Annotated in this window: 21 protein-coding genes and 1 tRNA gene; 9 read left to right on the top strand and 13 right to left on the bottom strand. The window is 69.7% G+C overall.

The genetic code is table 11. From position 1 onward, the window contains the following. Window positions 1–134 precede the first annotated feature (134 nt). A complete protein-coding gene (locus tag MRBLWH11_RS10800; protein ID WP_341944872.1) occupies window positions 135–608 on the top strand; it encodes a hypothetical protein in 474 nt (157 codons plus the stop codon). A gap of 96 nt (window positions 609–704) precedes the next feature. Here the strand turns inward: MRBLWH11_RS10800 and MRBLWH11_RS10795 are convergent. Beyond that, window positions 705–777, bottom strand: a tRNA-Thr gene (locus tag MRBLWH11_RS10795). A 41-nt stretch (window positions 778–818) separates the two neighbouring features. Further along, window positions 819–1,772 carry a thioredoxin domain-containing protein gene (locus MRBLWH11_RS10790; RefSeq protein ID WP_341944871.1) on the bottom strand — a complete coding sequence of 318 codons (954 nt, stop codon included), beginning with the start codon at window positions 1,770–1,772 and terminating at the stop codon, window positions 819–821. A 233-nt stretch (window positions 1,773–2,005) separates the two neighbouring features. Between MRBLWH11_RS10790 and ugpC the strand changes: the two genes are divergently transcribed. Further along, window positions 2,006–3,112, top strand: a complete 1,107-nt coding sequence (ugpC, locus tag MRBLWH11_RS10785) for a sn-glycerol-3-phosphate ABC transporter ATP-binding protein UgpC (protein WP_116635820.1) — start codon at window positions 2,006–2,008, stop codon at window positions 3,110–3,112. Between the two features lie 80 nt (window positions 3,113–3,192). After that, on the top strand, window positions 3,193–4,497 hold the full coding sequence (locus MRBLWH11_RS10780; RefSeq protein ID WP_116635819.1) for a DUF4032 domain-containing protein: 1,305 nt from the start codon (window positions 3,193–3,195) through the stop codon (window positions 4,495–4,497). 12 nt (window positions 4,498–4,509) lie between these two features. On the opposite strand, the gene MRBLWH11_RS10775 is transcribed toward MRBLWH11_RS10780, so the two are convergent. From MRBLWH11_RS10775 to MRBLWH11_RS10755, 5 genes are all read right to left on the bottom strand, one after another. Then, entirely contained in the window at window positions 4,510–5,151 is a 642-nt protein-coding gene (locus MRBLWH11_RS10775) for an NAD(P)H-binding protein (RefSeq protein ID WP_341944870.1), read from the bottom strand. Between the two features lie 11 nt (window positions 5,152–5,162). Next, window positions 5,163–6,176 carry a 23S rRNA (guanosine(2251)-2'-O)-methyltransferase RlmB gene (rlmB, locus tag MRBLWH11_RS10770; RefSeq protein WP_341944869.1) on the bottom strand — a complete coding sequence of 338 codons (1,014 nt, stop codon included), beginning with the start codon at window positions 6,174–6,176 and terminating at the stop codon, window positions 5,163–5,165. Then, window positions 6,169–7,635, bottom strand: coding sequence for a cysteine--tRNA ligase (gene cysS / locus MRBLWH11_RS10765; protein WP_341944868.1), 1,467 nt, complete (start codon window positions 7,633–7,635; stop codon window positions 6,169–6,171). The genes rlmB and cysS overlap by 8 nt, the downstream gene beginning before the upstream one ends. A gap of 103 nt (window positions 7,636–7,738) precedes the next feature. Continuing rightward, a complete protein-coding gene (ispD, locus tag MRBLWH11_RS10760; protein WP_341944867.1) occupies window positions 7,739–8,968 on the bottom strand; it encodes a 2-C-methyl-D-erythritol 4-phosphate cytidylyltransferase in 1,230 nt (409 codons plus the stop codon). Between the two features lie 93 nt (window positions 8,969–9,061). Continuing rightward, complete coding sequence (locus MRBLWH11_RS10755; RefSeq protein ID WP_017201416.1) at window positions 9,062–9,544, bottom strand: CarD family transcriptional regulator; 483 nt, start codon at window positions 9,542–9,544, stop codon at window positions 9,062–9,064. Window positions 9,545–9,679: 135 nt separating this feature from the next. On the opposite strand from MRBLWH11_RS10755, the gene MRBLWH11_RS10750 reads away from it, so the two are divergent. Further along, window positions 9,680–10,219, top strand: coding sequence for a DNA modification methylase (locus MRBLWH11_RS10750; protein ID WP_341944866.1), 540 nt, complete (start codon window positions 9,680–9,682; stop codon window positions 10,217–10,219). 70 nt (window positions 10,220–10,289) lie between these two features. On the opposite strand, the gene MRBLWH11_RS10745 is transcribed toward MRBLWH11_RS10750, so the two are convergent. Both MRBLWH11_RS10745 and MRBLWH11_RS10740 read right to left on the bottom strand, forming a co-directional pair. Then, window positions 10,290–10,973 carry a response regulator transcription factor gene (locus tag MRBLWH11_RS10745; protein WP_116635813.1) on the bottom strand — a complete coding sequence of 228 codons (684 nt, stop codon included), beginning with the start codon at window positions 10,971–10,973 and terminating at the stop codon, window positions 10,290–10,292. Next, a complete protein-coding gene (locus tag MRBLWH11_RS10740; protein ID WP_341944865.1) occupies window positions 10,970–12,190 on the bottom strand; it encodes an ATP-binding protein in 1,221 nt (406 codons plus the stop codon). The genes MRBLWH11_RS10745 and MRBLWH11_RS10740 overlap by 4 nt, the downstream gene beginning before the upstream one ends. 219 nt (window positions 12,191–12,409) lie before the next feature. On the opposite strand from MRBLWH11_RS10740, the gene phoU reads away from it, so the two are divergent. Continuing rightward, window positions 12,410–13,108 (top strand): phosphate signaling complex protein PhoU, encoded by a 699-nt coding sequence (gene phoU / locus MRBLWH11_RS10735; protein WP_116635811.1) that lies wholly within the window; start codon window positions 12,410–12,412, stop codon window positions 13,106–13,108. 64 nt (window positions 13,109–13,172) lie between these two features. Here the strand turns inward: phoU and MRBLWH11_RS10730 are convergent, their stop codons facing one another. After that, window positions 13,173–13,922 (bottom strand): phosphoglyceromutase, encoded by a 750-nt coding sequence (locus MRBLWH11_RS10730; RefSeq protein WP_116635810.1) that lies wholly within the window; start codon window positions 13,920–13,922, stop codon window positions 13,173–13,175. 68 nt (window positions 13,923–13,990) lie between these two features. Between MRBLWH11_RS10730 and MRBLWH11_RS10725 the strand changes: the two genes are divergently transcribed. Continuing rightward, window positions 13,991–14,827 carry a class I SAM-dependent methyltransferase gene (locus tag MRBLWH11_RS10725; RefSeq protein WP_341944864.1) on the top strand — a complete coding sequence of 279 codons (837 nt, stop codon included), beginning with the start codon at window positions 13,991–13,993 and terminating at the stop codon, window positions 14,825–14,827. Here the strand turns inward: MRBLWH11_RS10725 and MRBLWH11_RS10720 are convergent. From MRBLWH11_RS10720 to MRBLWH11_RS10710, 3 genes are all read right to left on the bottom strand, one after another. Beyond that, entirely contained in the window at window positions 14,824–15,945 is a 1,122-nt protein-coding gene (locus MRBLWH11_RS10720; RefSeq protein ID WP_341944863.1) for a glycine cleavage T C-terminal barrel domain-containing protein, read from the bottom strand. The two genes, MRBLWH11_RS10725 and MRBLWH11_RS10720, sit on opposite strands and share 4 nt — an antisense overlap. A gap of 17 nt (window positions 15,946–15,962) precedes the next feature. Continuing rightward, on the bottom strand, window positions 15,963–16,565 hold the full coding sequence (locus MRBLWH11_RS10715) for an FABP family protein (RefSeq protein ID WP_341944862.1): 603 nt from the start codon (window positions 16,563–16,565) through the stop codon (window positions 15,963–15,965). 153 nt (window positions 16,566–16,718) lie between these two features. Then, the gene (locus MRBLWH11_RS10710; protein ID WP_116635964.1) at window positions 16,719–17,009 is read right to left on the bottom strand and encodes a hypothetical protein; all 291 of its coding nucleotides are present in this window, start codon (window positions 17,007–17,009) and stop codon (window positions 16,719–16,721) included. Window positions 17,010–17,083: 74 nt separating this feature from the next. Between MRBLWH11_RS10710 and MRBLWH11_RS10705 the strand changes: the two genes are divergently transcribed. From MRBLWH11_RS10705 to MRBLWH11_RS10695, 3 genes are read left to right on the top strand one after another with little or no spacing between them, the layout of a single operon-like run. Beyond that, on the top strand, window positions 17,084–17,767 hold the full coding sequence (locus MRBLWH11_RS10705) for a response regulator transcription factor (RefSeq protein ID WP_116635807.1): 684 nt from the start codon (window positions 17,084–17,086) through the stop codon (window positions 17,765–17,767). Between the two features lie 52 nt (window positions 17,768–17,819). Next, window positions 17,820–19,985, top strand: coding sequence for an RNA degradosome polyphosphate kinase (locus tag MRBLWH11_RS10700; protein WP_341944861.1), 2,166 nt, complete (start codon window positions 17,820–17,822; stop codon window positions 19,983–19,985). Next, the gene (locus MRBLWH11_RS10695) at window positions 19,982–20,980 is read left to right on the top strand and encodes an NUDIX hydrolase (protein ID WP_341944860.1); all 999 of its coding nucleotides are present in this window, start codon (window positions 19,982–19,984) and stop codon (window positions 20,978–20,980) included. The genes MRBLWH11_RS10700 and MRBLWH11_RS10695 overlap by 4 nt, the downstream gene beginning before the upstream one ends. Window positions 20,981–21,018: the final 38 nt, after the last annotated feature.

Here is a 21,018-nt window from a genome sequence, read left to right as displayed (position 1 = left end):
TTCCTCCGTTCGGCGTCACTTCGGGGGCCGATGGGACTCCTTCTCCGTGGCGCACTCAGCGATCATGCGCTCTCCGCGTCACGACGCGCGCACACGTGGAAGAGATGGCTCCTCAGAGCCGGAAAAGGAAAGAAATGCAGGACAACCTCAGCACCCGCGACCTCTCGCGCCGGACCCTCGTCAAGAGCGCAGCCTGGTCGGTACCCGTCGTCGCCGTCGCCGTCGCGACGCCGCTCGCCGCCGCATCGCAGACGCCTCCCCCTGCGACCTTCTGGGCCACCGGCGCGACCGTCAGCGTCGTGAGCGGCAACGTGACCAACTTCACCGTCGAGGGCAGCGATGCGGACGGCAACCTCGCGCTGCTCCCCGCCGGCACCAGCGTCATGATCGTCCCGGATCCGGGCGTCACCCTGCAGGTCGTCAACGCCATCGGCATCGTCGTCACGCAGAACCCCGACGGCTCGATCACCGGCGTGATCACCGCGAGCGACATCACCAATGTCCGCATCCAGTTCCGTCCCACCGGCCCCTCCGGATCCGGATACTCGATCACGACCAACATCGACATCGACCCGTTCACGGAGACGATCGACGTCACTCTGCGCTGAGACACGGGCGCGCTGACGGGCGGGAGTGATCTCCCGCTGGACACAGAGAAGGCCCGCCTCTCCGGATTCACCGGGGAGGCGGGCCTTCTCGCACGGAGCCGACTACGGGACTCGAACCCGTAACCCCCGTATTACAAGTACGGTGCGCTACCAATTGCGCCAAGTCGGCGGACGCCACCAGCTTAGCGATGGCATCGTCCCCGCTCCGAACTACGGCGTGGGCGTCGCGGTCGGGCTGGGCGTCGGCGACGGGGTCTCGGTCGACTTCTGCGACGCGTCGTTGTCGACGGTGAGCACGAACTGCGCGAACTCGGCGGGATCGTCGAGCGCACCGATGTACGCGTCGCCGTTCGCGACGATCATCGGTGCGGAGGACAGCACCAGGTCATCGGACCCGGCGAGCGGACCGTCGAGCGCGCGGGTCGTCGCATCCTTGGCCCAGGTCACGAAGTCGCCGTCCACGATGCAGGATCGCACCGCTTTGGTGTTGTCGACGCCCACGGCCGCTGCGGCGTCGGCGAGCTGCTCGTCGGAGAGCCCGTCACTGCCGACCTTGGGCTGCTTGTCGAGCAGATCATGGTTGAACGCGTAGAACTTGTCCGGGGAGTGCGTCGCGACGCAGGCCGCGGCGGCCGCCGCACGCAGCGAGTACTTGGTGCCGTTCGAGCTGGCGGTCAGCAGGGCGACGGGGTGATAGCTCACCGACACGGCGCCCTCGGAGATCCAGCTGGCGAGCTGGCGCGAGTTGGCGCGTTCGAACTCCCCGGCGTCCGGCGACAGGTAGTCGACGTACACGTGGATCTCGACGCGCTCCGGCGCGGTCGGCTCGGGCGCGGGAGTCTCCGTGGCACCGGCCTCGGTCGGCTCGGGGCTCGGCGTCGTGAGCGTCTCATCGGATGCCGCGACGGCGGAGATGTCGTTCACGACAACGCCGTCCGACTCCATCCCCGTCGGGGTGAGCTGCGGCTTGGACACCTGAGCGGACACCGCGAGGGTGACGGCGGTGCCGATCGCGCCGACGGCGATGACGGCGACCGCGCCGATGATGATCCGTCGCATGAGACGCGCCCTGGACTGCTGGGCGTGCACCTGCTGGGCCTTCTCCCGCACGGCCTCGCGGGAATTGCGAGGCGTGGGGACGTTCGGCGTTTCGTCGCTCGACATCGTTCCTCTTGAAAGTCTGAGGGGGTCCGGGTTGGCCCCGACCATCGCTCGGAGCGACGATCGCCGCGTTGCGCGGCCAGGTTCGATGTTAACCAGCCAGGCTGAGAAATACCCAGGTGCCACGGTTCGTGTCATACTGATCCCGACCCAAAGACGGGTCATGGCGGCCTGTTCCGCCACTTCCATCACAACGGATCGTCCGGCACGTACCTGCCGGTGAAGGAGAAATGACAATGGCATCTGTGACTTTCGATGACGCCACCCGCCTGTACCCCGGCGGAACGCGTCCCGCAGTCGACAAGCTGAACCTCGAGGTCGGAGACGGCGAGTTCCTCGTCCTGGTCGGCCCCTCGGGTTGCGGTAAGTCCACCTCGCTCCGCATGCTCGCCGGCCTCGAAGAGGTCAACGCCGGCCGCATCCTCATCGGCGACCGCGACGTGACCGACGTCCCGCCGAAGGACCGCGACATCGCGATGGTGTTCCAGAACTACGCGCTGTACCCGCACATGACCGTCGCCGAGAACATGGGCTTCGCGCTCAAGATCGCCGGCGTCAACAAGGAAGAGCGCGCCACCCGCGTTCTCGAGGCCGCGAAGCTCCTCGACCTCGAGGACTACCTGACCCGCAAGCCGAAGGCCCTCTCGGGTGGTCAGCGTCAGCGTGTCGCGATGGGTCGCGCGATCGTCCGTCAGCCGCAGGTGTTCCTCATGGACGAGCCGCTGTCGAACCTCGACGCGAAGCTCCGTGTGCAGACCCGTACGCAGATCGCGTCGCTCCAGCGTCGTCTCGGCGTCACCACGGTCTACGTCACGCACGACCAGACCGAGGCCCTCACCATGGGTGACCGCATCGCGGTCCTCAAGGACGGCCTGCTCCAGCAGGTCGGATCGCCGCGCGACCTGTACGAGAAGCCGAACAACGTGTTCGTCGCCGGCTTCATCGGCTCGCCTGCGATGAACCTGTTCTCGGCGGACCTCGCCGAGGGCGGCATCCGCTTCGGCACCGAGGTCGTCCCGCTCGACCGCGACACCGTGGGCCGTGCGAACGGCTCGCAGGTCACGGTCGGCGTCCGCCCCGAGGACATCGTCGTCGGCCCCGCCGACGGCAAGGGCCTCTCGGTCACGGTCGACCTCGTCGAGGAGCTCGGCGCTGACGGCTACCTGTACGGCCACACCGAGATCAACGGCAAGCGCACCGACCTCGTCGCGCGCGTCGACGGCCGCAACCACCCGAACGCGGGTGAGACCGTCACGCTCGCCGCGACCGCCGGTCACGTGCACGCCTTCGACATCGAGTCGGGCGAGCGCCTGAACGACAAGCCGGTCGTCTCGGCCTCGTAATTCCCTCAGACGCGGCGCGGGTCGACCTTCGGGTCGCCCGCGCCGCGTCTGCTTTTCCCCCGACTGCCCTCTGGAGCGCCATGCAGGATTCGCTGCGGATCACCGCGAGCACCGTCGACCCGGGACTGCTGTCCCTCCCCTGGTCGACGACGCTGGCGAAGTGGCCATCCGAGCAGATCGTCTCGCTCCCGAAGGGGCTCTCCCGCCACCTCGTGCGGTTCGCCGACCTCTCGGGACGCGTGGTCGCCGTCAAGGAGACGACCGCCGAGATGGCGCAGCGGGAGTACGACATGCTCGGCAACCTGGCGCGCCTCGACGTCCCCTGCGTCGATCGCGTCGCCGTGATCGCCGGACGGACGGATGCCGCGGGCGAGCCGCTCCCCGCGGCGCTCGTCACCTCGCATCTGCGCTTCTCGATGCCGTACCGCGCCCTCTTCACCCGCGTGCTGCGCCCCGATACGGCCACGCGTCTCGTCGACGCCCTGGCGCTGCTGCTCGTGCGCCTGCACAACGTGGGCTTCTACTGGGGCGACGTCTCGCTCTCGAACACGCTCTTCCGTCGTGACGCCGGCGCCTTCGCCGCCTACCTGGTGGATGCCGAGACCGGCGAGCTGCACGAGGAGGGTCTGACGGCGGGCCAGCGCGCATACGACCTCGACCTCGCCCGCACGAACATCGCCGGCGAGATCATGGACCTCGCGGCGGGCGGGCGGCTGGAGCACGGGGTCGACGCGGTGGCGATCGCCGACGGGATCGTGTCGTCGTACCGGTCGCTGTGGGCCGAGCTGACCGCGCAGGAGTCCTTCTCGGCCGCGGAGACCTGGCGCATCACCGAACGCGTCGAGCGCCTCAACGCGCTGGGCTTCGACATCGACGAGATGTCGATGTCGACCACCTCCGACGGCACGGTCGTCGAGATCCAGCCCAAGGTCGTCGACGCGGGGCACCACCAGCGGCGCCTGATCCGCCTCACCGGTCTCGACGTCGAGGAGAACCAGGCGCGCCGGCTGCTGAACGACCTCGACGAGTTCCGCGCCCGCTCGACCAAGCAGTGGGCCGACGAGGAGATGTACGCACACGAGTGGCTCACGCGCGTGTTCGAGCCCGTCGTCCGGGCGATCCCGTACGAGCTGCGCACCAAGCTCGAGCCGGCCGAGGTGTTCCATCAGGTTCTCGAGCACCGCTGGTACCTGTCGCAGGCGCAGGGGCGGTCCGTGCCGCTCGCCGAGGTGCTGACGAGCTACATCAACGAGGTGCTGCGCCACCGGCGCGACGAGGCGACCATCATGGGGCCGCCGACCGAGACGATGAGCCTGCCGGTGATCACGGGCAACCTGTCGCTCGCCGACGACGAGGACGAGGTCGACTGGCGCGACCTGGTCTGACCGCCGCCGACCTCAGTACCCGACGGTGAACCGTTCGCGGTGGTGATTGCCCTGTTCGATCTCGTCGACCATGGCGACCGCGAAGTCCGCACCGGAGATCCACGACTTCCCGTCGGCATCCCGCACGATCACGTCGCCGCCGTCGCGGTAGTGCCCGGTGCGCTCGCCCTCGGCCCAGGGACCGAACTCCTCCGCCGGGTGCACGAAGAACCAGTCGAGATCGGCATCCGCGCTCTGCAGGAAGGCGAGCGAGTCGATGCCGACCTGCGCCTCGGCCTTGTACTCCTCGGGGAAGTCCTGATCGAAGAGCCGGGGGCCGCCGGGCGCGACGAGGCTTCCGCCTGCTCCGCCGATCACGCCGAGACGCGTCTCGGTGCCGGCGAGCCTCGCAGCCACCAGCCGCAGTGCGCCGAGCACCTTGTCCTCCATGTCGCCCCGCGGAGACAGCGCCCACACGACGGCGTCGGCTCCCTCGAAGGTCTCCGCGATCGCGTCGACGTCGAGCGCCGACCGCTGCACGTACGCGGCGCCCGCCACCGGATCGCCCGGCTCGGACCGCGAGACCGCGATCACCGCATGCCCGCGGGCCACGGCCTCCGCGACGATATGGCGGCCGGCGTATCCGGTTCCGCCGAGGACGACGATGCGAGTCATGCGCTGCGCTCCTAGGACTTCTTCTTCGCGCCGCGGACCGTCGACACCTGGTACAGCGCGACGGACGTGGCGATCCCGGCGTTCAGCGACTCGGTGGACGCGGAGATCGGGATCGAGACGATCTGGTCGCAGGTCTCGCGCACGAGGCGCGACAGCCCCTTGCCTTCGGACCCGGCGACGATGACGACAGGACGGTCGGCGAGCTGGAGTTCCGGGAGCGAGACGTCGCCGTCACCCGCGAGACCGAGGATGAAGACGCCCTGCTTCTTGAACTCCTTGAGCAGCGTCGTGAGGTTGGTCGCGAGCGCCACCGGGGTGCGGGCGACCGCACCGGCGCTGGTCTTCCACACCGCGGAGTTGACGCCGGCCGAGCGCCGCTGCGGGAGGATGACGCCGTGTGCCCCGAACGCGGCGGCCGAGCGGATGACGGCCCCGAGGTTGCGCGGATCGGTGATGCCGTCGAGCGCGACGAACAGCGGCACCTGGCCGCGATCGATCGTCTGCTCGAGCAGATCCTGCGGGTGCGCGTACTCATACGGCGGCACCTTGATCGCGACGCCCTGGTGCACGCCGTCGAAGCCCGCCATCCGGTCGAGCTCCTGGCGGGTGACCTCGAGCACCGGGATGCCGCGGTGGGTCGCGATCGACAGCATCTCCTTGACGCGGTCGTCCATCTCCACGCGCTGCGCGATGTGGAACGCGGTCGCCGGGATCTTCGCCCGGAGCGCCTCGAGCACGGAGTTGCGGCCGGTGACCGTCTCCGCCTCGGAGGTGTTGTCCTTGGCGCGGGCCGAGCGATTCGGGTTTCCGCCCGACGCCTGGCGCTGGTTCGGCTTGCCCTTGCCGCCGGATGCCGCGTACCGCTCGGCCGCGGCCTTGCGCTTGCCGGCCGGGTGCCAGGCGCGGTCCTCCGCCTTCGGGGTCGGTCCGCGGCCCTCGAGGGCCTTGCGTCCGAGTCCGCCCGTGCCCTTGGTCGGACCCTTCTTGTTTCCCTTGCTCGCGCCGGGGCGCCCTGGCTTAGCCATCGATACTCCAATGAGTTCCGGCCGGAGTGTCCTCCAGCGTGATTCCTGCGGCGGCGATCGCATCACGGATGCGATCGGCCGCCGCCCAGTCCTTGTCCGCGCGCGCCTGAGCGCGCTGCGTGATCATCGCCTGCACGAGGGCGTCCAGAGCGGATGCCGAGGCGCCGCCGCCGTCCGCGCCGTCGCGCCACTGCGTCGAGCCGGGGTCGATGCCCAGGATGCCGGTCATCTCGCGCACCTTCCACGCGGCGATCCATGCCGCAGCGTCGTCACCGGCATCCAGCGCGCCGTTGCCCCGACGCACGGTGTCGTGGATGACAGCAAGCGCCTGCGGGACCGCGAGGTCGTCGTCGAGCGCATCACCGAAGGCCGCGGGAAGGACGAACCCGTGCTCCGCTTCGCCGTCATGGGGGCGCTCGGCCTCCTGCGCCGGCCTCTCGGCCGACCACGTGAAGGGACTCTCGAGTCGCCCCGCGCGCTCGAGGAACGATCGGATGCGACCAAGCGCGGCATCCGCCTCGACGAACGACGACTCGGTCAGGTCGAGGTTCGACCGATAGTGCGCTGCGGCGAGGGCGTAGCGCACCACGAGCGGGTCGAACTCCTCGAGCACGTCGGCAGCGAGCGTGAAGTTTCCCAGCGACTTCGACATCTTCTGACCGTTGACGGTCACGAGCCCGTTGTGCACCCAGTAGCGCGCGAAGGCGTCGCCGGCCGCGGTCGACTGAGCGAGCTCGTTCTCATGGTGCGGGAAGCGCAGATCGAGCCCGCCGCCGTGGATGTCGAACTCGGCGCCGAGGTACCGCTTCGACATCGCGGAGCACTCGATGTGCCACCCCGGCCGTCCGGGCCCCCACGGGGACGACCAGGTCGCGTCGGCGGGTTCCTCGGGCTTGGCGCCCTTCCAGAGGGCGAAGTCCTGAGGGTTGCGCTTGCCGCGAGGATCCGCGTCCTCCGCGGCCTCCATCGCGTCGACGGACTGATGCGTGAGCGCACCGTACTCGGACCACGAGCGCACATCGAAGTACACATCGCCCGAGCCGTCCGGAGCCGGATACGCGTGGCCACGGTCGATCAGCCGGGAGATGAGCTCCTGCATCTGGGGAACGGATGCCGTCGCCCGCGGCTCATACGTCGGGGCGAGGATGCCGACTCCGGCATATGCCGCCGTGAACTCCTGCTCCATCCGGTAGGCCAGAGCCCACCAGGGCTCGGCATCCGTCGCGTTCGCGAGCACCTTGTCGTCGATGTCGGTGACGTTGCGCACGAACGTGACACGGCCGAACCGGTGCGTGAGCCAGCGACGCAGCAGATCGAAGCTCAGCGCGGCTCTGACGTGGCCGATGTGCGGGCCGGACTGCACGGTGGGTCCGCAGACGTACATCGTGATGTTCTCGGGATCGAGAGGCACGAAGTCGCGCAGTTCCGCAGCGCGGGTGTCATAGAGGCGGAGTGTCACCGCTCAAGCCTACTCGGGCATGGCTGAACGCCCGCCGCCGTGCGACGAATCGCGGAACATGTGACGAATCGCGGAGGGATCGGGGAGAAAGTTCCGCGAAACGTCACACTCTCCGGGAGACGTCCGGGACGACGAGGGCGATCGCGGTGACGGAGATGCCCTCCCCGCGACCCGGGAATCCGAGCCCGTCCGTCGTGGTGGCCGTGACCGAGACAGGAGCCCCGCCGAGGGCCTCGGAGAGGACCGCTTCGGCTTCGGCCCGACGCGCGCTGAATCGCGGCCGGTTGCCCTGGAACTGCGCCGAGACGTTGCCGATCACGAAGCCGGCATCCGTCAGCAGCTCCCGCGTGCGGGAGAGGAACACCGCGGCGTGCGCCCCGGCGTACTCCGGATGCGCGGTTCCGAAGTGCTCGCCGATGTCGCCGAGCCCCGCAGCGCCCAGCAGCGCATCGACGATCGCGTGCGCCACGGCGTCGCCGTCGGAGTGCCCGGACAGGGCCTGCTCCCCCGGCCACGGCAACCCGGCCAGCCAGAGGTCGCCCTCTCCCCCGAACGCGTGCACATCGGTCCCGATGCCGACGCGTGGCACGCCGAATCCGGATGCCGGACCGGCTGAGGGGGCGGGGACCGGAGCCGCCGCAGCGAGCAGGTGCCGCGCCCGCTCGAGGTCGGCGGGGGTCGTGATCTTGAAGGCGCGGGCGGAGCCCTCGACGTGTCGCACCGCATGACCGGATGCCGCGAAGAGGGCCGCGTCGTCGGTGTAGTCGATGCCCGACGAGAGCGCGCGGGCGTACGCCTCCTCGAGAAGCGCCCGGGGGAATCCCTGCGGGGTCTGCGCGGCGGCGAGTTCCGCGCGATCGACAGGTCCGACGACCACGTCGGCATCGACCCGCTTGAGGGTGTCGACGACGGGAAGCGCGGGGATGATGCCCGTGTCCGGCGTCACGGCGGCGGCGACCGCGTCGATCTGAGCCGGAGGCGTGAGAGCGCGGGCCGCATCGTGCACGAGCACGGTCGTCACGTCGCCCCAGAGCGCGTCGAGTCCCGCTGCGACGGAGAGCTGTCGGGTCGCGCCGCCGACCACGACCCGACCGAGGTCGCGGCGCTTCCCCGCGGCGGCGTCCAGCTCGGCCTCCGCGTCGCCTTCGTACCCGGGCGGCGCGACGACGATCACCTGCGCGGGAGCAGCGGCGAAGACGCCGTCGAGCGCGTGGCGCAGGATCGAGTGCGCATCGATGCCGACCAGGGCCTTCGGCGCCCCGGCATCCAGTCGCGTGCCGGAACCGGCGGCGACGACGATGATCGCGGTATCGGGAACAGGGAGCAGAGTCACCGTCTCACGCTACCGCGTGGCCGAGCACGACGAAGGGGCGGATGCACGGTGCATCCGCCCCTTCGTGGACGTGTTACTCAGGCGTGCGACGCCTCAGGAGGCGAGGACCTCGTCGAGCAGTGCGCCCGCCTTGTCCTCGTCGGTCTTCTCGGCGAGCGCGAGCTCGGAGATGAGGATCTGGCGCGCCTTGGCCAGCATCCGCTTCTCTCCTGCGGAGAGTCCGCGGTCCTGGTCACGACGCCACAGGTCGCGGACGACCTCGCTGACCTTGATGACATCGCCGGAGGCGAGCTTCTCGAGGTTCGCCTTGTAACGACGCGACCAGTTGGTCGGCTCCTCCGTGAACGGGGCGCGCAGCACCTCGAACACATGGTCGAGGCCCTCCTTGCCGATCACGTCGCGGACGCCGACCAGGTCGACATTCTCCGCCGGAACCTCGATGATGAGATCGCCCTGCGTGACGTTGAGCTTCAGATATTTCTTCGCCTCACCCTTGATGATGCGTTCCTTGACCTCGATGATGGTCGCAGCGCCATGGTGCGGATAGACGACGGTCTCGCCAACCTCAAAAAGCATAAAAACGTGTCCTTTCGGCAACCTCAAGGATACCACAGGGAATATGCGCTAAGGTTCGCGCCTCGGCGTCCCTGAGCGCCTGCCCGCATACCCGTAGAATGGTTGCGGATACCCCGCCGGACCTCAGGAGGACCCGTGAAATCGCGCCTTGTTGCGTCTGCCGCCCTCAGCGCCGTCGTTCTTCTCGGCGCGACGGGATGCACGTTCATCTCGCCCCAGGCGACGAAGATCGAGTACGCCGCCTCGGACGGCGTGAACGTCTCCGACCCCGACGCTCCGATCGACGTCCGCAACGTCTTCATCGTCGCGACGGAAGACGGCTCGGTCGGCAACCTGATCGCCGCGATCGTGAACCCGACCGACGAGAAGGCCACGCTCACGATCACCCTCGAGGGCATCGACCCGTTCACGGTCACGGTTCCCGCCGGCGAGACGGTGAGCCTCGGCGCCGACGAGGAGCCCCTCCGCATCGTCGATCTCGACACCAAGCCGGGCGCGACGGTCGAGATCCACTTCCAGTCGGGCGACGCCACCGGCGTCAAGACCGAGGTGCCCGTCCTCGACGGCGCACTCCCCTACTACGCGGACCTGGTCCCGGACGTCAGCGAGCGCGCGCCGCAGCCGACGACGACGCCCGTCCCCACCGACACCGCCGCTCCCGCTCCCGCGGAGTGATCCGTCGCTGACGGAGACAGAAGAGGCCGGCACCCCTGGGGTGCCGGCCTCTTCTTCGTCTCGCGGGGGCTCAGCCCTCGAAGCGGTACCCCAGACCGCGCACGGTCACGAGCATCACCGGCTCGCTCGGGTTCTCCTCGATGCGCGAGCGGATGCGCTTGATGTGCACGTCGAGCGTCTTGGTGTCGCCGAAGTAGTCGCTGCCCCACACGCGGTCGATGAGCTGTCCACGCGTGAGCACGCGGCCCGAGTTGCGCATCAGCACCTCGAGAAGCTCGAATTCCTTGAGCGGCATGTTGATCTGAGCGCCGGCGACCGCGACGGTGTGCCGGTCGATGTCGAGCGAGACGCGTCCGCCGTCGAGCACCCGCTCGTCGAGCTCGCTGTCGGCCTGGACCACCCGACGGAGCACCGCGCGCATGCGCGCGAGCAGCTCCCGCGAGGAGTACGGCTTGGTGATGTAGTCGTCGGCACCGAGCTCGAGGCCCACCACGATGTCGACCTCGGAGTCCTTGGCGGTCAGCATGATGATCGGCACGGCCGACGTCGACCGGATCTGGCGGCACACCTCGGTGCCCGGCATCCCCGGCAGCATCAGATCGAGCAGCACGATGTCGGCACCGCGCTCCCGGAACGCCGTGAGCGCCCCGGGGCCGTCCTCGGCGATCTCCACCTCGTAGCCCTCCCGGCGCAGCAGATAGGCGAGGGGGTCGGCGAGGTCGGGCTCGTCCTCGACCAGAAGGATGCGGGTCATGCTCTCTCTCCGTTTCGAACGCGGGCGGAGGCGGTCTTGGCCGCTTTGCGCGCGCGCTTCTTCTTGCTCTTCTTGTCCGAGTCGATGTGCCCGGGGGTGTCGATCCGGGGAAGCCGGATCGTGAACGTGGAGCCGCGACCCGGACGTGACCACAGGCGCACCTCGCCGCCGTGCCGCTGCGTCGCGTGCTTGACGATCGACAATCCCAGACCGGTGCCGCCGGTGCGCCGCGAGCGGGCCTCGTCCGCGCGGTAGAAGCGCTCGAAGATGCGTTCGCGGTCTGCCTCGGCGATGCCGATGCCCTGATCGGACACCGCGATCTCGACGACCTCGGCGTCGGCCTTGACCCCGACGCCGACCCGCGATCCGCGGGGCGAGTAGACGATGGCGTTCGCGATCAGGTTGCCGACGGCCTCGACCAGGATCTGCGCGTCGCCGCGCACCCAGAGGCCGCGATCGCCGCCGCGGGCGAGCTCCACACCGGCGGAGTCGGCCTGGACGACGTGGGCCTCGATCGACGACGCGATCACCTCGTCGATCGAGACGGATGCGACCTCGGTGAGCCCGCCCTCCGCCTGCAGCCGCGACAGGCTCATGATCCGTCCCGTGAGCTGGCCGAGACGTCCGGCCTCCGCGGAGATCCGCGCGGCGAAGATGCGCACCTGCGCCGGATCGTCGGCCGCGGACTCGATGGCTTCCGCGAGGAGGCTGACCGCACCCACGGGCGTCTTCAGCTCGTGACTGGTGTTCGCCACGAAGTCGCGCCGCATCTGGTCGAGTCGCTCCTGCTCCGTGACGTCGCGGATGATCAGCAGCACCAGACGCGCACCGATCACGCTCGCTCGGGCCGAGACGAGCCGCGGATCGAGGCTCAGCCCGCCGCGGGTGATGCGGAACGACTCGGTGGTCGAGCCACCCGTCGCCTTCGCGGCGCGCACGAGCTGGCGGAGCTCGGGGTTGTCGAGCGTGGAGCCGACCTCGATGCCGAAGCGGGTCGCCGCCTGCGAGACGGCGAGGACCAGACCGGAGGAGTCGACCACGCAGGCGGCGTCGTCCATGCTGCCGAGGACATCGGTGATCCCGGCGGGGATCGCGAGCGATGTCTCCTCCTCGGCCCGCGCGCGGGCACGGTACGCCCACACCACGAGGAGAGAGAGGCCGATGCCGATCACCAGCCCGATGGCGAGTGAAGACAGCGCGAGCTGCGGCAGGGTCATGACTCCAGCGTAGAGTGCGTTCACCGTCCGAACAGCGGGTTCCTGCGCCCTGACGGCAACGCGAGAAGTACTATTCACGTGCTGGGCACCGTTCGTTAACCTTCGGAGCACACAATCTCTTCGGGCCTGCGCGAGAGCGTGGACCCGCCCCCGTGCGGACGAACCGCCGTCTCGCGCCGTGCACACAGCCGAGATCCCAATGAAAGGTTGCGCCCCACCATGCGCGAAGTCTTCCACCAGTCCCTCGAGGACCTGCAGTCCCGCCTCGTCGAGATCGCGGACCTCGTCACGGTCTCGATCGACAAGGCGACTCGCGCGTTCGCGACCAGCGACGTCGCCCTGGCCGAAGAGGTCATCGCCGACGACGCCAAGATCGACGCGCTCGCGGTCACGCTCGACGAGCAGGCCATCGAGATCCTCGCTCGCCAGCAGCCCGTCGCCCGCGACCTCCGCATCGTCGTCACGGCGCTGCGGGTGAGCGCCTCGCTGGAGCGGATGGGCGACATGTCCGAGCACATCGCCCAGCTCGCTCGCCTGCGGTTCCCCGAGCGCGCCATCCCGAAGGGTCTCAAGGGCACCTTCGTGAAGATGGGCGAGCTCGACGTCGAGATCTCCCGCACGCTCTCCGAGCTCCTCCGCACCGGCGACCTGCGCTTCGCCGACACGATCCGCAACGCGGACGACGACGTCGACGAGCTGCACGCCAGCGTCTTCGAGAAGGTGCTCAGCGACAACTGGAAGGGAGAGGCGACGGCGACGGTCGATGCCACGCTCGCCAGCCGGTACCACGAGCGCTTCGCCGACCACGCGGTCGCGGTCGCCAAGAAGATGGTCTACCTCGCCACGGGCGACTGGCAGGTCTCCGAGGCCGAGATCGCTCTGGCCGTCGAGCAGCAGCAGGAGCTCGGGCACGCCTGACGCGCACGCAGAAGAGGAGGGGCGGATGCTGTGACAGCATCCGCCCCTCCTCTTCTGCGTGGTGCTACTTCTTGCCCTGCGCGGCGACCGCTGCGGCACCGGCGGCAGCGGCCTCCGGGTCGAGGTAGCGGCCGGGACCGGTGGGGACGTTGTTCTCGTCGAGCTCGTAGACGAGCGGGATGCCGGTGGGGATGTTCAGCTCGGCGATGTCGGCGTCGCTGATGCCCTCGAGGTGCTTGACGAGACCGCGGAGCGAGTTGCCGTGCGCCGTGACGAGCACGGTCTTGCCGGCCTCGAGGTCGGGGACGATCGCGCTCTCCCAGTAGGGCAGCAGACGGTCGATCACGAGCTTGAGCGATTCGGTGCGCGGCACCTCTCCGTCGATCCCGGCGTAGCGCGGGTCGTTCACCTGGCTGAACTCGCTCGCGTCGTCGAGCACGGGCGGCGGCACGTCGAAGGAGCGGCGCCACAGCTGGAACTGCTCGGGACCGAACTCCTCGAGCGTCTGCGCCTTGTCCTTGCCCTGCAGGGCGCCGTAGTGGCGCTCGTTGAGCCGCCACGAGCGGGTCACGGGGATCCACAGCCGGTCGGCGGCGTCGAGCGCGATGTTCGCCGTCTGGATCGCCCGGCTCAGGAGCGACGTGTGCAGCACGTCGGGCAGGATGCCGGACTCGGCGAGCAGCTCACCGCCGCGGCGGGCCTCCTTCTCCCCCTGCTCGTTCAGGCGGACGTCCACCCAGCCGGTGAACAGGTTCCGTTCGTTCCACTCGCTCCGGCCATGGCGGAGCAGGATCAGGGTGCGCGTCGCAGTCATGCGGCCAGTTTATCCGCGACGGCCGCTCCGGATTGGCCCGAGGGCTCATCGAGGGAGAGGATTGACTCATGGCGTCATCTCCCGTCGGCCGGCCGACGCGCGGCACGACCGGGACGAACCGGCTGCGCCGCAACGACCGCTGGATCGCCGCGAGCCCCGCGTTCCGCCGTGCCGCGGATCCGCTGGTGGTCGATCTCGGTTACGGAGCGAGCGGTGTCACCGCGTTCGAACTGGCCGCACGGCTGCGCGGAGTCCGACCCGATGCCGAGGTGCGCGGTCTCGAGATCGACCCGGCGCGGGTGGCGACGGCCGATGCCCAGCTCGCCGAGGTCCGCGCCGGCCGCACGGGCTTCCCCCACGACCTCCGCGTCTCGTTCGCGCGCGGCGGCTTCGAGGTCCCCCTCCCCGACGGCCGGCGGCCTGCGGTGATCCGCGCGATGAATGTGCTGCGCCAGTACGACGAGGCCGACGTGCCGGCCGCCTGGCGGAAGACGGCTTCACGACTCGCGCCGGACGGGCTCCTCGTCGAGGGCACGTGCGACGAGATCGGTCGTGTGGCGAGCTGGGCCGACGTGCAGCCCGACGGGATCCCGGTGCGCTTCACGATCTCCCTGCGCCTGACCGGGCTCGAGCATCCGAGCATCGTCGCCGAGCGGCTGCCCAAGGCCCTGATCCACCGCAACGTCCCGGGGGAACGGATCCACGCCCTCCTCGTCGACCTCGACCGCGAGTGGGATCGGGCGGCCGCGCTCGCGACGTTCGGCGCCACCCAGCGGTTCCTGGCGACGGTCGCCGCCCTGCGGGATCAAGGCTGGCCGATCGCGGGCGGGCGGAGCCGCTGGCGTCTCGGCGAGATCACGCTTCCGTGGGCGGCCGTGGCGCCGGTCGACTCGCCTCGCGCCTAGCTCGCGGCGCGGGGATCCGGCGCCGACGGGCGACGTGACAGCCGCGTGAGGCGCGGGATGTCGGCGGTCGCCCCGGCATCCGCGGGCACGATCACCTGCTGCGAGGCGGCGATGTCGATGCCGTCGGCGCGCACGACGAGGTCGCCGATCGGCGCGCGTCGCGCCAGGATCGCGAGCGCGATCGGACCGTCTTCATGATGACGGGCGACCGAGGTGACGTGGCCGATCTCGTCATCGCCCGCGAACACGGGAGACCCGGGCTCGGGCAGCACGGCATCGCTGCCGTCGAGCTGGAGAGCGGCGAGACGACGCGGCGGGTGTCCGAGGTTGTGGACCTTGGCGATGGTCTCCTGCCCCCGATAGCACCCCTTGTTCAGGTGCACGGCGGTGCGGATCCAGTCCGACTCGTGCGGGAGCGACCTGTCGTCGACCTCTGCCGCCCAGCGCGGGCGCCAGGCGGCGATGCGCAGAGCCTCGGCGGCCAGGAGACCTGCGGCGGCATCATGGTCGAGGGTCGCAGCCAGTTCGTCCGCGGCATCCGGCGAGAGCACCGCGATGCGCCACGCGAGCGAGGCGCCGGGGTGATCCGCGACCTCGGCGTACTGGTGGCCGCCCAGGGCGACCTGCTGCCACGGGTCCTCCCAGACGAGCGGGAGGCGGTCGTGCGACGCGGCAGCGGCATGCACGGCTCGAGCGGCGGACCCGCCGTCGACGAAGCCCAGCAGCACCAGGTCCGCGCGCACGTCGACGCTCGCCTGCGTGCGGAACTTCATCCGCGTCAGCCAGGTCGCGAGCGCCTCGGCATCCGCCGCGTCGGCGATCAACCAGGTGGACGTTCCGTCGTCGACGACACCGGCCGCGTGCTCGACACGACCTTGCGGGTCGAGCACCAGCAGTTCGGTGCTGTCTCCCGCGCTCAGGCGACCGACGGCCTGCGAGGTGATCGAGTCGAGCCAGCCGAGCCGCTCCGGACCCGAGACCTCGATCGCGGTGCGGTCGTCGAGCGCGACGACGGCGTCACCGGCCGCGAGGCGGCGCTGCTCGCGGAACGGATCGCCGAAATGCGCGATGCCCGCATCGCCGGCGACGGCTCCGGGGAAGCTCTCGAACACGCTCACGTCGGATCCCGCCCGTCTCAGACCTTGGCCAGTCGCGCCGAGGCGTGCGCGCGCAGCGGCGTTCCGAGGGCCGCGATGTCCCACGCCCACAGCATGTGCCCGTCGACGAGTCCGTACATGCGCGATGCCGCGCCGTAGTCCTTCGTGCCGGCCGCGCGCACGACGGCATCCGAGGCGATGTCGACCCGCGGGCCGTTGATCTCGCCCAGGTAGAGCTCCAGCATGCCGTCGGAATGCGCGAGCGAGACCTCGATCGGGAAGGCGCCGTTCGCCGCGCGCAGGCTCTCGACGTCGTCGACCGTGCGGGTGACGACATCGGCCTGCGGGGGAAGCAGCGCCGGACCGGGGTCCGCCGCGGACGCCGGGCGCGAGAGGCGCCAGAATCCGGTCTCGGCGATCAGCGGGATCGACACCGCCTGGTCCTCGCCGGTGAACGTCGCGGTCCCCGAGTAGTTGAGGTACGGGCCGCCGTCATGACTGAAGCTGACCCGATGGACGAACTCGCCCTGCAGGCGCTCGTCGCCGACGGGGTAGTCGATGACACCGGTGCCCTCCCACACGCCGATCAGCCACGCGAGCGGGGCGAGGTCGGCGGGGAGGTCGGTGGGCAGATCGAGCACGATGCGTCAGCGCTGGCCGCGGAAGAGGTTGCGCAGAACCACGGCCGAGACGAAGACGATAGCGAGGCTCGCAAGGCCCAGCAGGCCGATGAAGAAGATTTCGAGCGCCATGAGGTCCATGCCTCCACCTTACCGCGCGGCGGGACGCGGAGGTCAGGTCGGCAGCAGCGCGGCGATGCCGAAGCCGACCGAGATCAATCCCATCAGCACGAGCGCGCCCGTGACGCTGCCGGCCACCCGGAAGATGAACCCCTGGGTGCGGCCGTACCAGAGCTGCACGGCGAACGAGAGCAGCACGATGCCGCCGAAGGCGACGAGCATCCACGGGACGCGCCATTCCTCCGGCACGAAGATCCCGACGGCCACGGTCGCGACGAAGGCGGTGACCCACACGGCGACCACGCCGACGAGGGCATTACGCGGTGCGAGCGCTGGTTCGGACATGACACCATTGTTGCGCATCCGGTGCCGGTATCATGGCGGCACGGCGTCGACCCCCGCGCCGGTGAGGAGTGCGCGTGGCCCTGGTGCTGGTTCTGACCAACGCTCCGCTGTCGGAGCAGGTTCTGCCCGCCCTCGAACTGCTCAGCCACCGGGTCCGCCAGATCCCCGCCGAACCCGCGCAGCTCGTCAGCGCCCCGGATTATGACGTCGTGGTCGTCGACGGCCGCCACGACCTGGTCGGCGCGAAGTCGCTGTGCCGCCTCCTCCGCGCCACCGGACAGGATGCCCCGCTGCTCCTCGTCGTCACGGAGGGCGGCATGAGCGCCCTCTCCGGCGACTGGGGAATCGACGACGTCCTGCTCGTGACCGCCGGCCCCGCCGAGATCGACGCGCGCATCCGGCTCGCGCTCGCCCGCCGCGACGAGGTCGCCGAACCCTCCAGGGTGCAGGCCTCCGGCGTCACGATCGACGAGCAGTCCTACTCCGCGAAGCTGCGCGGCAAGCCGCTGGATCTCACCTACAAGGAGTTCCAGCTGCTGCACTTCCTCGCGACCCACCCGTCGCGCGTCTTCACGCGTGAGCAGCTGCTCAGCGAGGTGTGGGGCTACGACTACTTCGGCGGCACCCGCACGGTCGACGTGCACGTGCGCCGCCTCCGCGCGAAGCTGGGCGACCAGGAGCAGATCATCGGAACGGTGCGCAACGTCGGCTACCGGTTCAACGTGTACGAAGACGAGACCGTGGCGGCAGCCCGGTAACGGATCGGGTCCGTTCACACGCGCGTCACCTCGCGGTGATTAGATGTACCCCATGATCGATCCCGCACTCACCGACGCCGGCCTCGGTGACGCCGAAGACGACGACTTCGACGCCGTCGAGTCGCCCGACGCCCTGCTCCCTGACCACCGGTACCTCGACCGGGAGCTGAGCTGGCTGGCGTTCAACCAGCGCGTGCTGGAGCTCGCCGAGGATCCGTCACTGCCCGAGCTCGAGCGGGCGAACTTCCTGGCGATCTTCGCCAGCAACCTCGACGAGTTCTTCATGGTCCGCGTCGCGGGTCTCAAGCGACGCATCATGACCGGCCTCGCGGTGCCCACGAACATCGGCCGCTCCCCCGTCGACGCCCTCGCCGACATCTCCCGTGAGGCGCACGCCCTGCAGCTGCGCCATGCCGCGGCATGGACCGACCTCGTCCGTCCCGCCCTCGCGGATGCCGGGATCGAGATCACCGACTGGTCCGAGCTCGCCGAGGAGGAGCGCTCCGCGCTGTCGGACTACTTCGGCGCGCAGGTCTTCCCCGTGCTGATGCCCCTGGCGGTCGACCCCGCCCACCCCTTCCCGTACATCTCCGGTCTCTCGCTGAACCTCGCCATCCGCATCCGCAACGCCCGTACCGGCCGCCAGGAATTCGCCCGCCTCAAGGTGCCGCCGATGCTCCCGCGCTTCGTCGAGGTCCCCGGTCACGGCGAGATCAAGAGGTTCCTGCGCCTCGAGGAGCTGATCGCCAACCACCTGGGCGACCTCTTCCCCGGCATGGAGGTGCTCGACCACCACGCGTTCCGGCTCACCCGCAACGAAGACGTGGAGATCGAGGAGGACGAGAGCGAGAACCTCATCCAGGCTCTCGAGGCGGAGCTCCTCCGCCGACGCTTCGGCCCGCCGATCCGTCTCGAGATCACCGACGACATGGACGAGGTCACGATGGACCTGCTGGTCCGCGAGCTCGACATCACGGACCTCGAGGTCTATCGCCTGCCGGGCCTTCTCGACCTGCGCGGTCTCTTCGACCTGTCCCGCATCGACCGGCCGGACCTGCGCTACCCGCCGCACCTGCCCACCACGGCCGTGGCCTTCCAGCCCACCGGATCCAACTCGCGCGCCGACATCTTCAAGGCGATCCGCAAGTCCGACGTGCTCGTGCACCACCCGTACGAGTCGTTCACGACCAGCGTGCAGGCGTTCCTCGAGCAGGCGGCCCGCGATCCTCACGTGCTGGCGATCAAGCAGACGCTGTACCGCACGTCGGGCGACAGCCCGATCGTGCAGGCGCTCATCGACGCCGCCGAGGCCGGCAAGCAGGTGCTCGCCCTGGTCGAGGTGAAGGCCCGTTTCGACGAGGCGAACAACATCGTCTGGGCCCGCAAGCTGGAAAAGGCCGGCGTGCACGTCGTCTACGGTCTGGTCGGCCTGAAGACCCACTGCAAGCTCGCCCTCGTCATCCGCGAGGAGGACGGCAAGCTCCAGCACTACTCCCACGTCGGCACGGGCAACTACAACCCGAAGACCAGCCGCATCTACGAGGACTTCGGTCTGTTCACGGCCGACGCGCAGGTCGGCAAGGACCTCACCCGCCTCTTCAACGAGCTCAGCGGCTACGCGATCGAGAAGAAGTTCAAGCGCCTGCTCGTCGCGCCGCTCCACCTGCGCAAGGGCCTGGTGCGCCAGATCGACGCCGAGCGCAAGAACGCCGAGGCCGGCAAGCCCGCGCACATCCGCATCAAGGTCAACTCGATGGTCGACGAGGAGATCATCGACGCCCTGTACCGCGCCAGCGCCGCCGGGGTGAAGGTCGAGGTGTGGGTGCGCGGCATCTGCAGCCTCCGGACCGACCTCGAGGGGATCAGCGACAACATCACGGTGCGCAGCATCCTGGGCCGGTATCTGGAGCACTCGCGCATCTTCGCCTTCGAGAACGACGGCGACCCGCAGGTCTACATCGGCAGCGCCGACATGATGCACCGCAACCTCGACCGTCGGGTCGAGGCGCTCGTGCGCGTCTCGGACCCCGCCCACCTCAAGGAGCTGCTGTCGTTCTTCGACCTCGCCATGGACGCCGGCACCACATCGTGGCACCTCGGCGCGGAGGGCGTGTGGACGCGGCACGCCGAGGATGCCGACGGCAAGCCGCTCGTCGACCTGCAGGATAAGACCATGGGGTTGATCCAGCGGCGGCGCCGCGCACGGGCGGTGCGATGACGGTCCGGCAGGAGCAGAGGGCCCGGGCCGAGCGGACGCCGCCCCCGGCGTCGAAGTGGACCGACAAGGCCGTGTACGCCGCGGGCGCCGTGGTCTGGCGCATCGTCGACGGCAAGCTCCGCATCCTGCTGATCCACCGCACGAAGTACCGCGACGTCACGCTCCCCAAGGGCAAGGTCGACCCGGGCGAGATGCTCGCCGAGACGGCCGTGCGCGAGGTGCACGAGGAGACCGGCATCCGGGTGTCCCTGGGCGTGCCGGTGGGCGTGAGCCGCTATCACCTCGCCTCGCAGAAGCAGAAGGTCGTGCACTACTGGGCCGCCGAGGCGACCGACGACGCGATCCGCGAATCGACCTTCATCCCGAATCGCGAGATCGCCGCGGTGGAGTGGGTGAGCGCCAAGAAGGCGCGGGAGCGGCTCAGCTACCCCGTGGACCTCGAGATCCTCGACTTCTTCACGAACCTCGTCGAAGACGGCGTCCTGCGCACGTTCCCGGTGATCGCCCTGCGGCATGCGAAGGCGCTGTCGCGGTCGGAGTGGGACGGCACGGATGCCGCGCGTCCGCTGACCGAGCGCGGACGGAAGCAGGCGGCCTCGATCGTGGGTCCGCTGCGCGCCTTCGGCGCCCGCAAGATCGTCACCAGCGATGCCGTGCGATGCATCGAGACGGTCAGACCGCTCGCCAAGGCACTCGATCGCAAACTCGTGAAGACCGAGAAGATCAGCCAGGACGCGTGGGAGGACGGCACCTCCGATCTCCGTGCCGTCGTCGGCCGCCGTGTCCGTGCCGGGAAGCCGGCCGTGCTCTGCAGTCACGGCCCCGTGCTCCCCGGTCTGCTGTCGGAGATCGCTCTCGCGACCGGCACCATCCAGGGGTCCTATCTCAGCAGCGCGGCCGACCTCGAGCCCGGGGCCTTCTCGGTCGTGCACCTCTCCGCCACGAACCCCGGCTCCGGCATCATCTCGATCGAGACCCACATCCCCAAGGTCTGACGACCTCGCGCGTCCCCCGCAATCCTCCGGGTCCGCCC

The organism is Microbacterium sp. LWH11-1.2 (genome assembly GCF_038397745.1).
Lineage (GTDB): Bacteria > Actinomycetota > Actinomycetes > Actinomycetales > Microbacteriaceae > Microbacterium.
The sequence above is the reverse complement of the archived record's forward strand: the minus strand, read 5'-3'. Positions and strand labels throughout refer to the sequence as shown.

Bases quoted from the DNA above. Each gene is read 5' to 3' on its own strand.
- MRBLWH11_RS10800 (WP_341944872.1), top strand. From the start codon at position 135: ATGCAGGACAACCTCAGCACCCGCGACCTCTCGCGCCGGACCCTCGTC.
- MRBLWH11_RS10790 (WP_341944871.1), bottom strand. From the start codon at position 1,772: ATGTCGAGCGACGAAACGCCGAACGTCCCCACGCCTCGCAATTCCCGC.
- ugpC (WP_116635820.1), top strand. From the start codon at position 2,006: ATGGCATCTGTGACTTTCGATGACGCCACCCGCCTGTACCCCGGCGGA.
- MRBLWH11_RS10780 (WP_116635819.1), top strand. From the start codon at position 3,193: ATGCAGGATTCGCTGCGGATCACCGCGAGCACCGTCGACCCGGGACTG.
- MRBLWH11_RS10775 (WP_341944870.1), bottom strand. From the start codon at position 5,151: ATGACTCGCATCGTCGTCCTCGGCGGAACCGGATACGCCGGCCGCCAT.
- rlmB (WP_341944869.1), bottom strand. From the start codon at position 6,176: ATGGCTAAGCCAGGGCGCCCCGGCGCGAGCAAGGGAAACAAGAAGGGT.
- MRBLWH11_RS10755 (WP_017201416.1), bottom strand. From the start codon at position 9,544: ATGCTTTTTGAGGTTGGCGAGACCGTCGTCTATCCGCACCATGGCGCT.
- MRBLWH11_RS10745 (WP_116635813.1), bottom strand. From the start codon at position 10,973: ATGACCCGCATCCTTCTGGTCGAGGACGAGCCCGACCTCGCCGACCCC.
- MRBLWH11_RS10740 (WP_341944865.1), bottom strand. From the start codon at position 12,190: ATGACCCTGCCGCAGCTCGCGCTGTCTTCACTCGCCATCGGGCTGGTG.
- phoU (WP_116635811.1), top strand. From the start codon at position 12,410: ATGCGCGAAGTCTTCCACCAGTCCCTCGAGGACCTGCAGTCCCGCCTC.
- MRBLWH11_RS10730 (WP_116635810.1), bottom strand. From the start codon at position 13,922: ATGACTGCGACGCGCACCCTGATCCTGCTCCGCCATGGCCGGAGCGAG.
- MRBLWH11_RS10725 (WP_341944864.1), top strand. From the start codon at position 13,991: ATGGCGTCATCTCCCGTCGGCCGGCCGACGCGCGGCACGACCGGGACG.
- MRBLWH11_RS10710 (WP_116635964.1), bottom strand. From the start codon at position 17,009: ATGTCCGAACCAGCGCTCGCACCGCGTAATGCCCTCGTCGGCGTGGTC.
- MRBLWH11_RS10700 (WP_341944861.1), top strand. From the start codon at position 17,820: ATGATCGATCCCGCACTCACCGACGCCGGCCTCGGTGACGCCGAAGAC.
- MRBLWH11_RS10695 (WP_341944860.1), top strand. From the start codon at position 19,982: ATGACGGTCCGGCAGGAGCAGAGGGCCCGGGCCGAGCGGACGCCGCCC.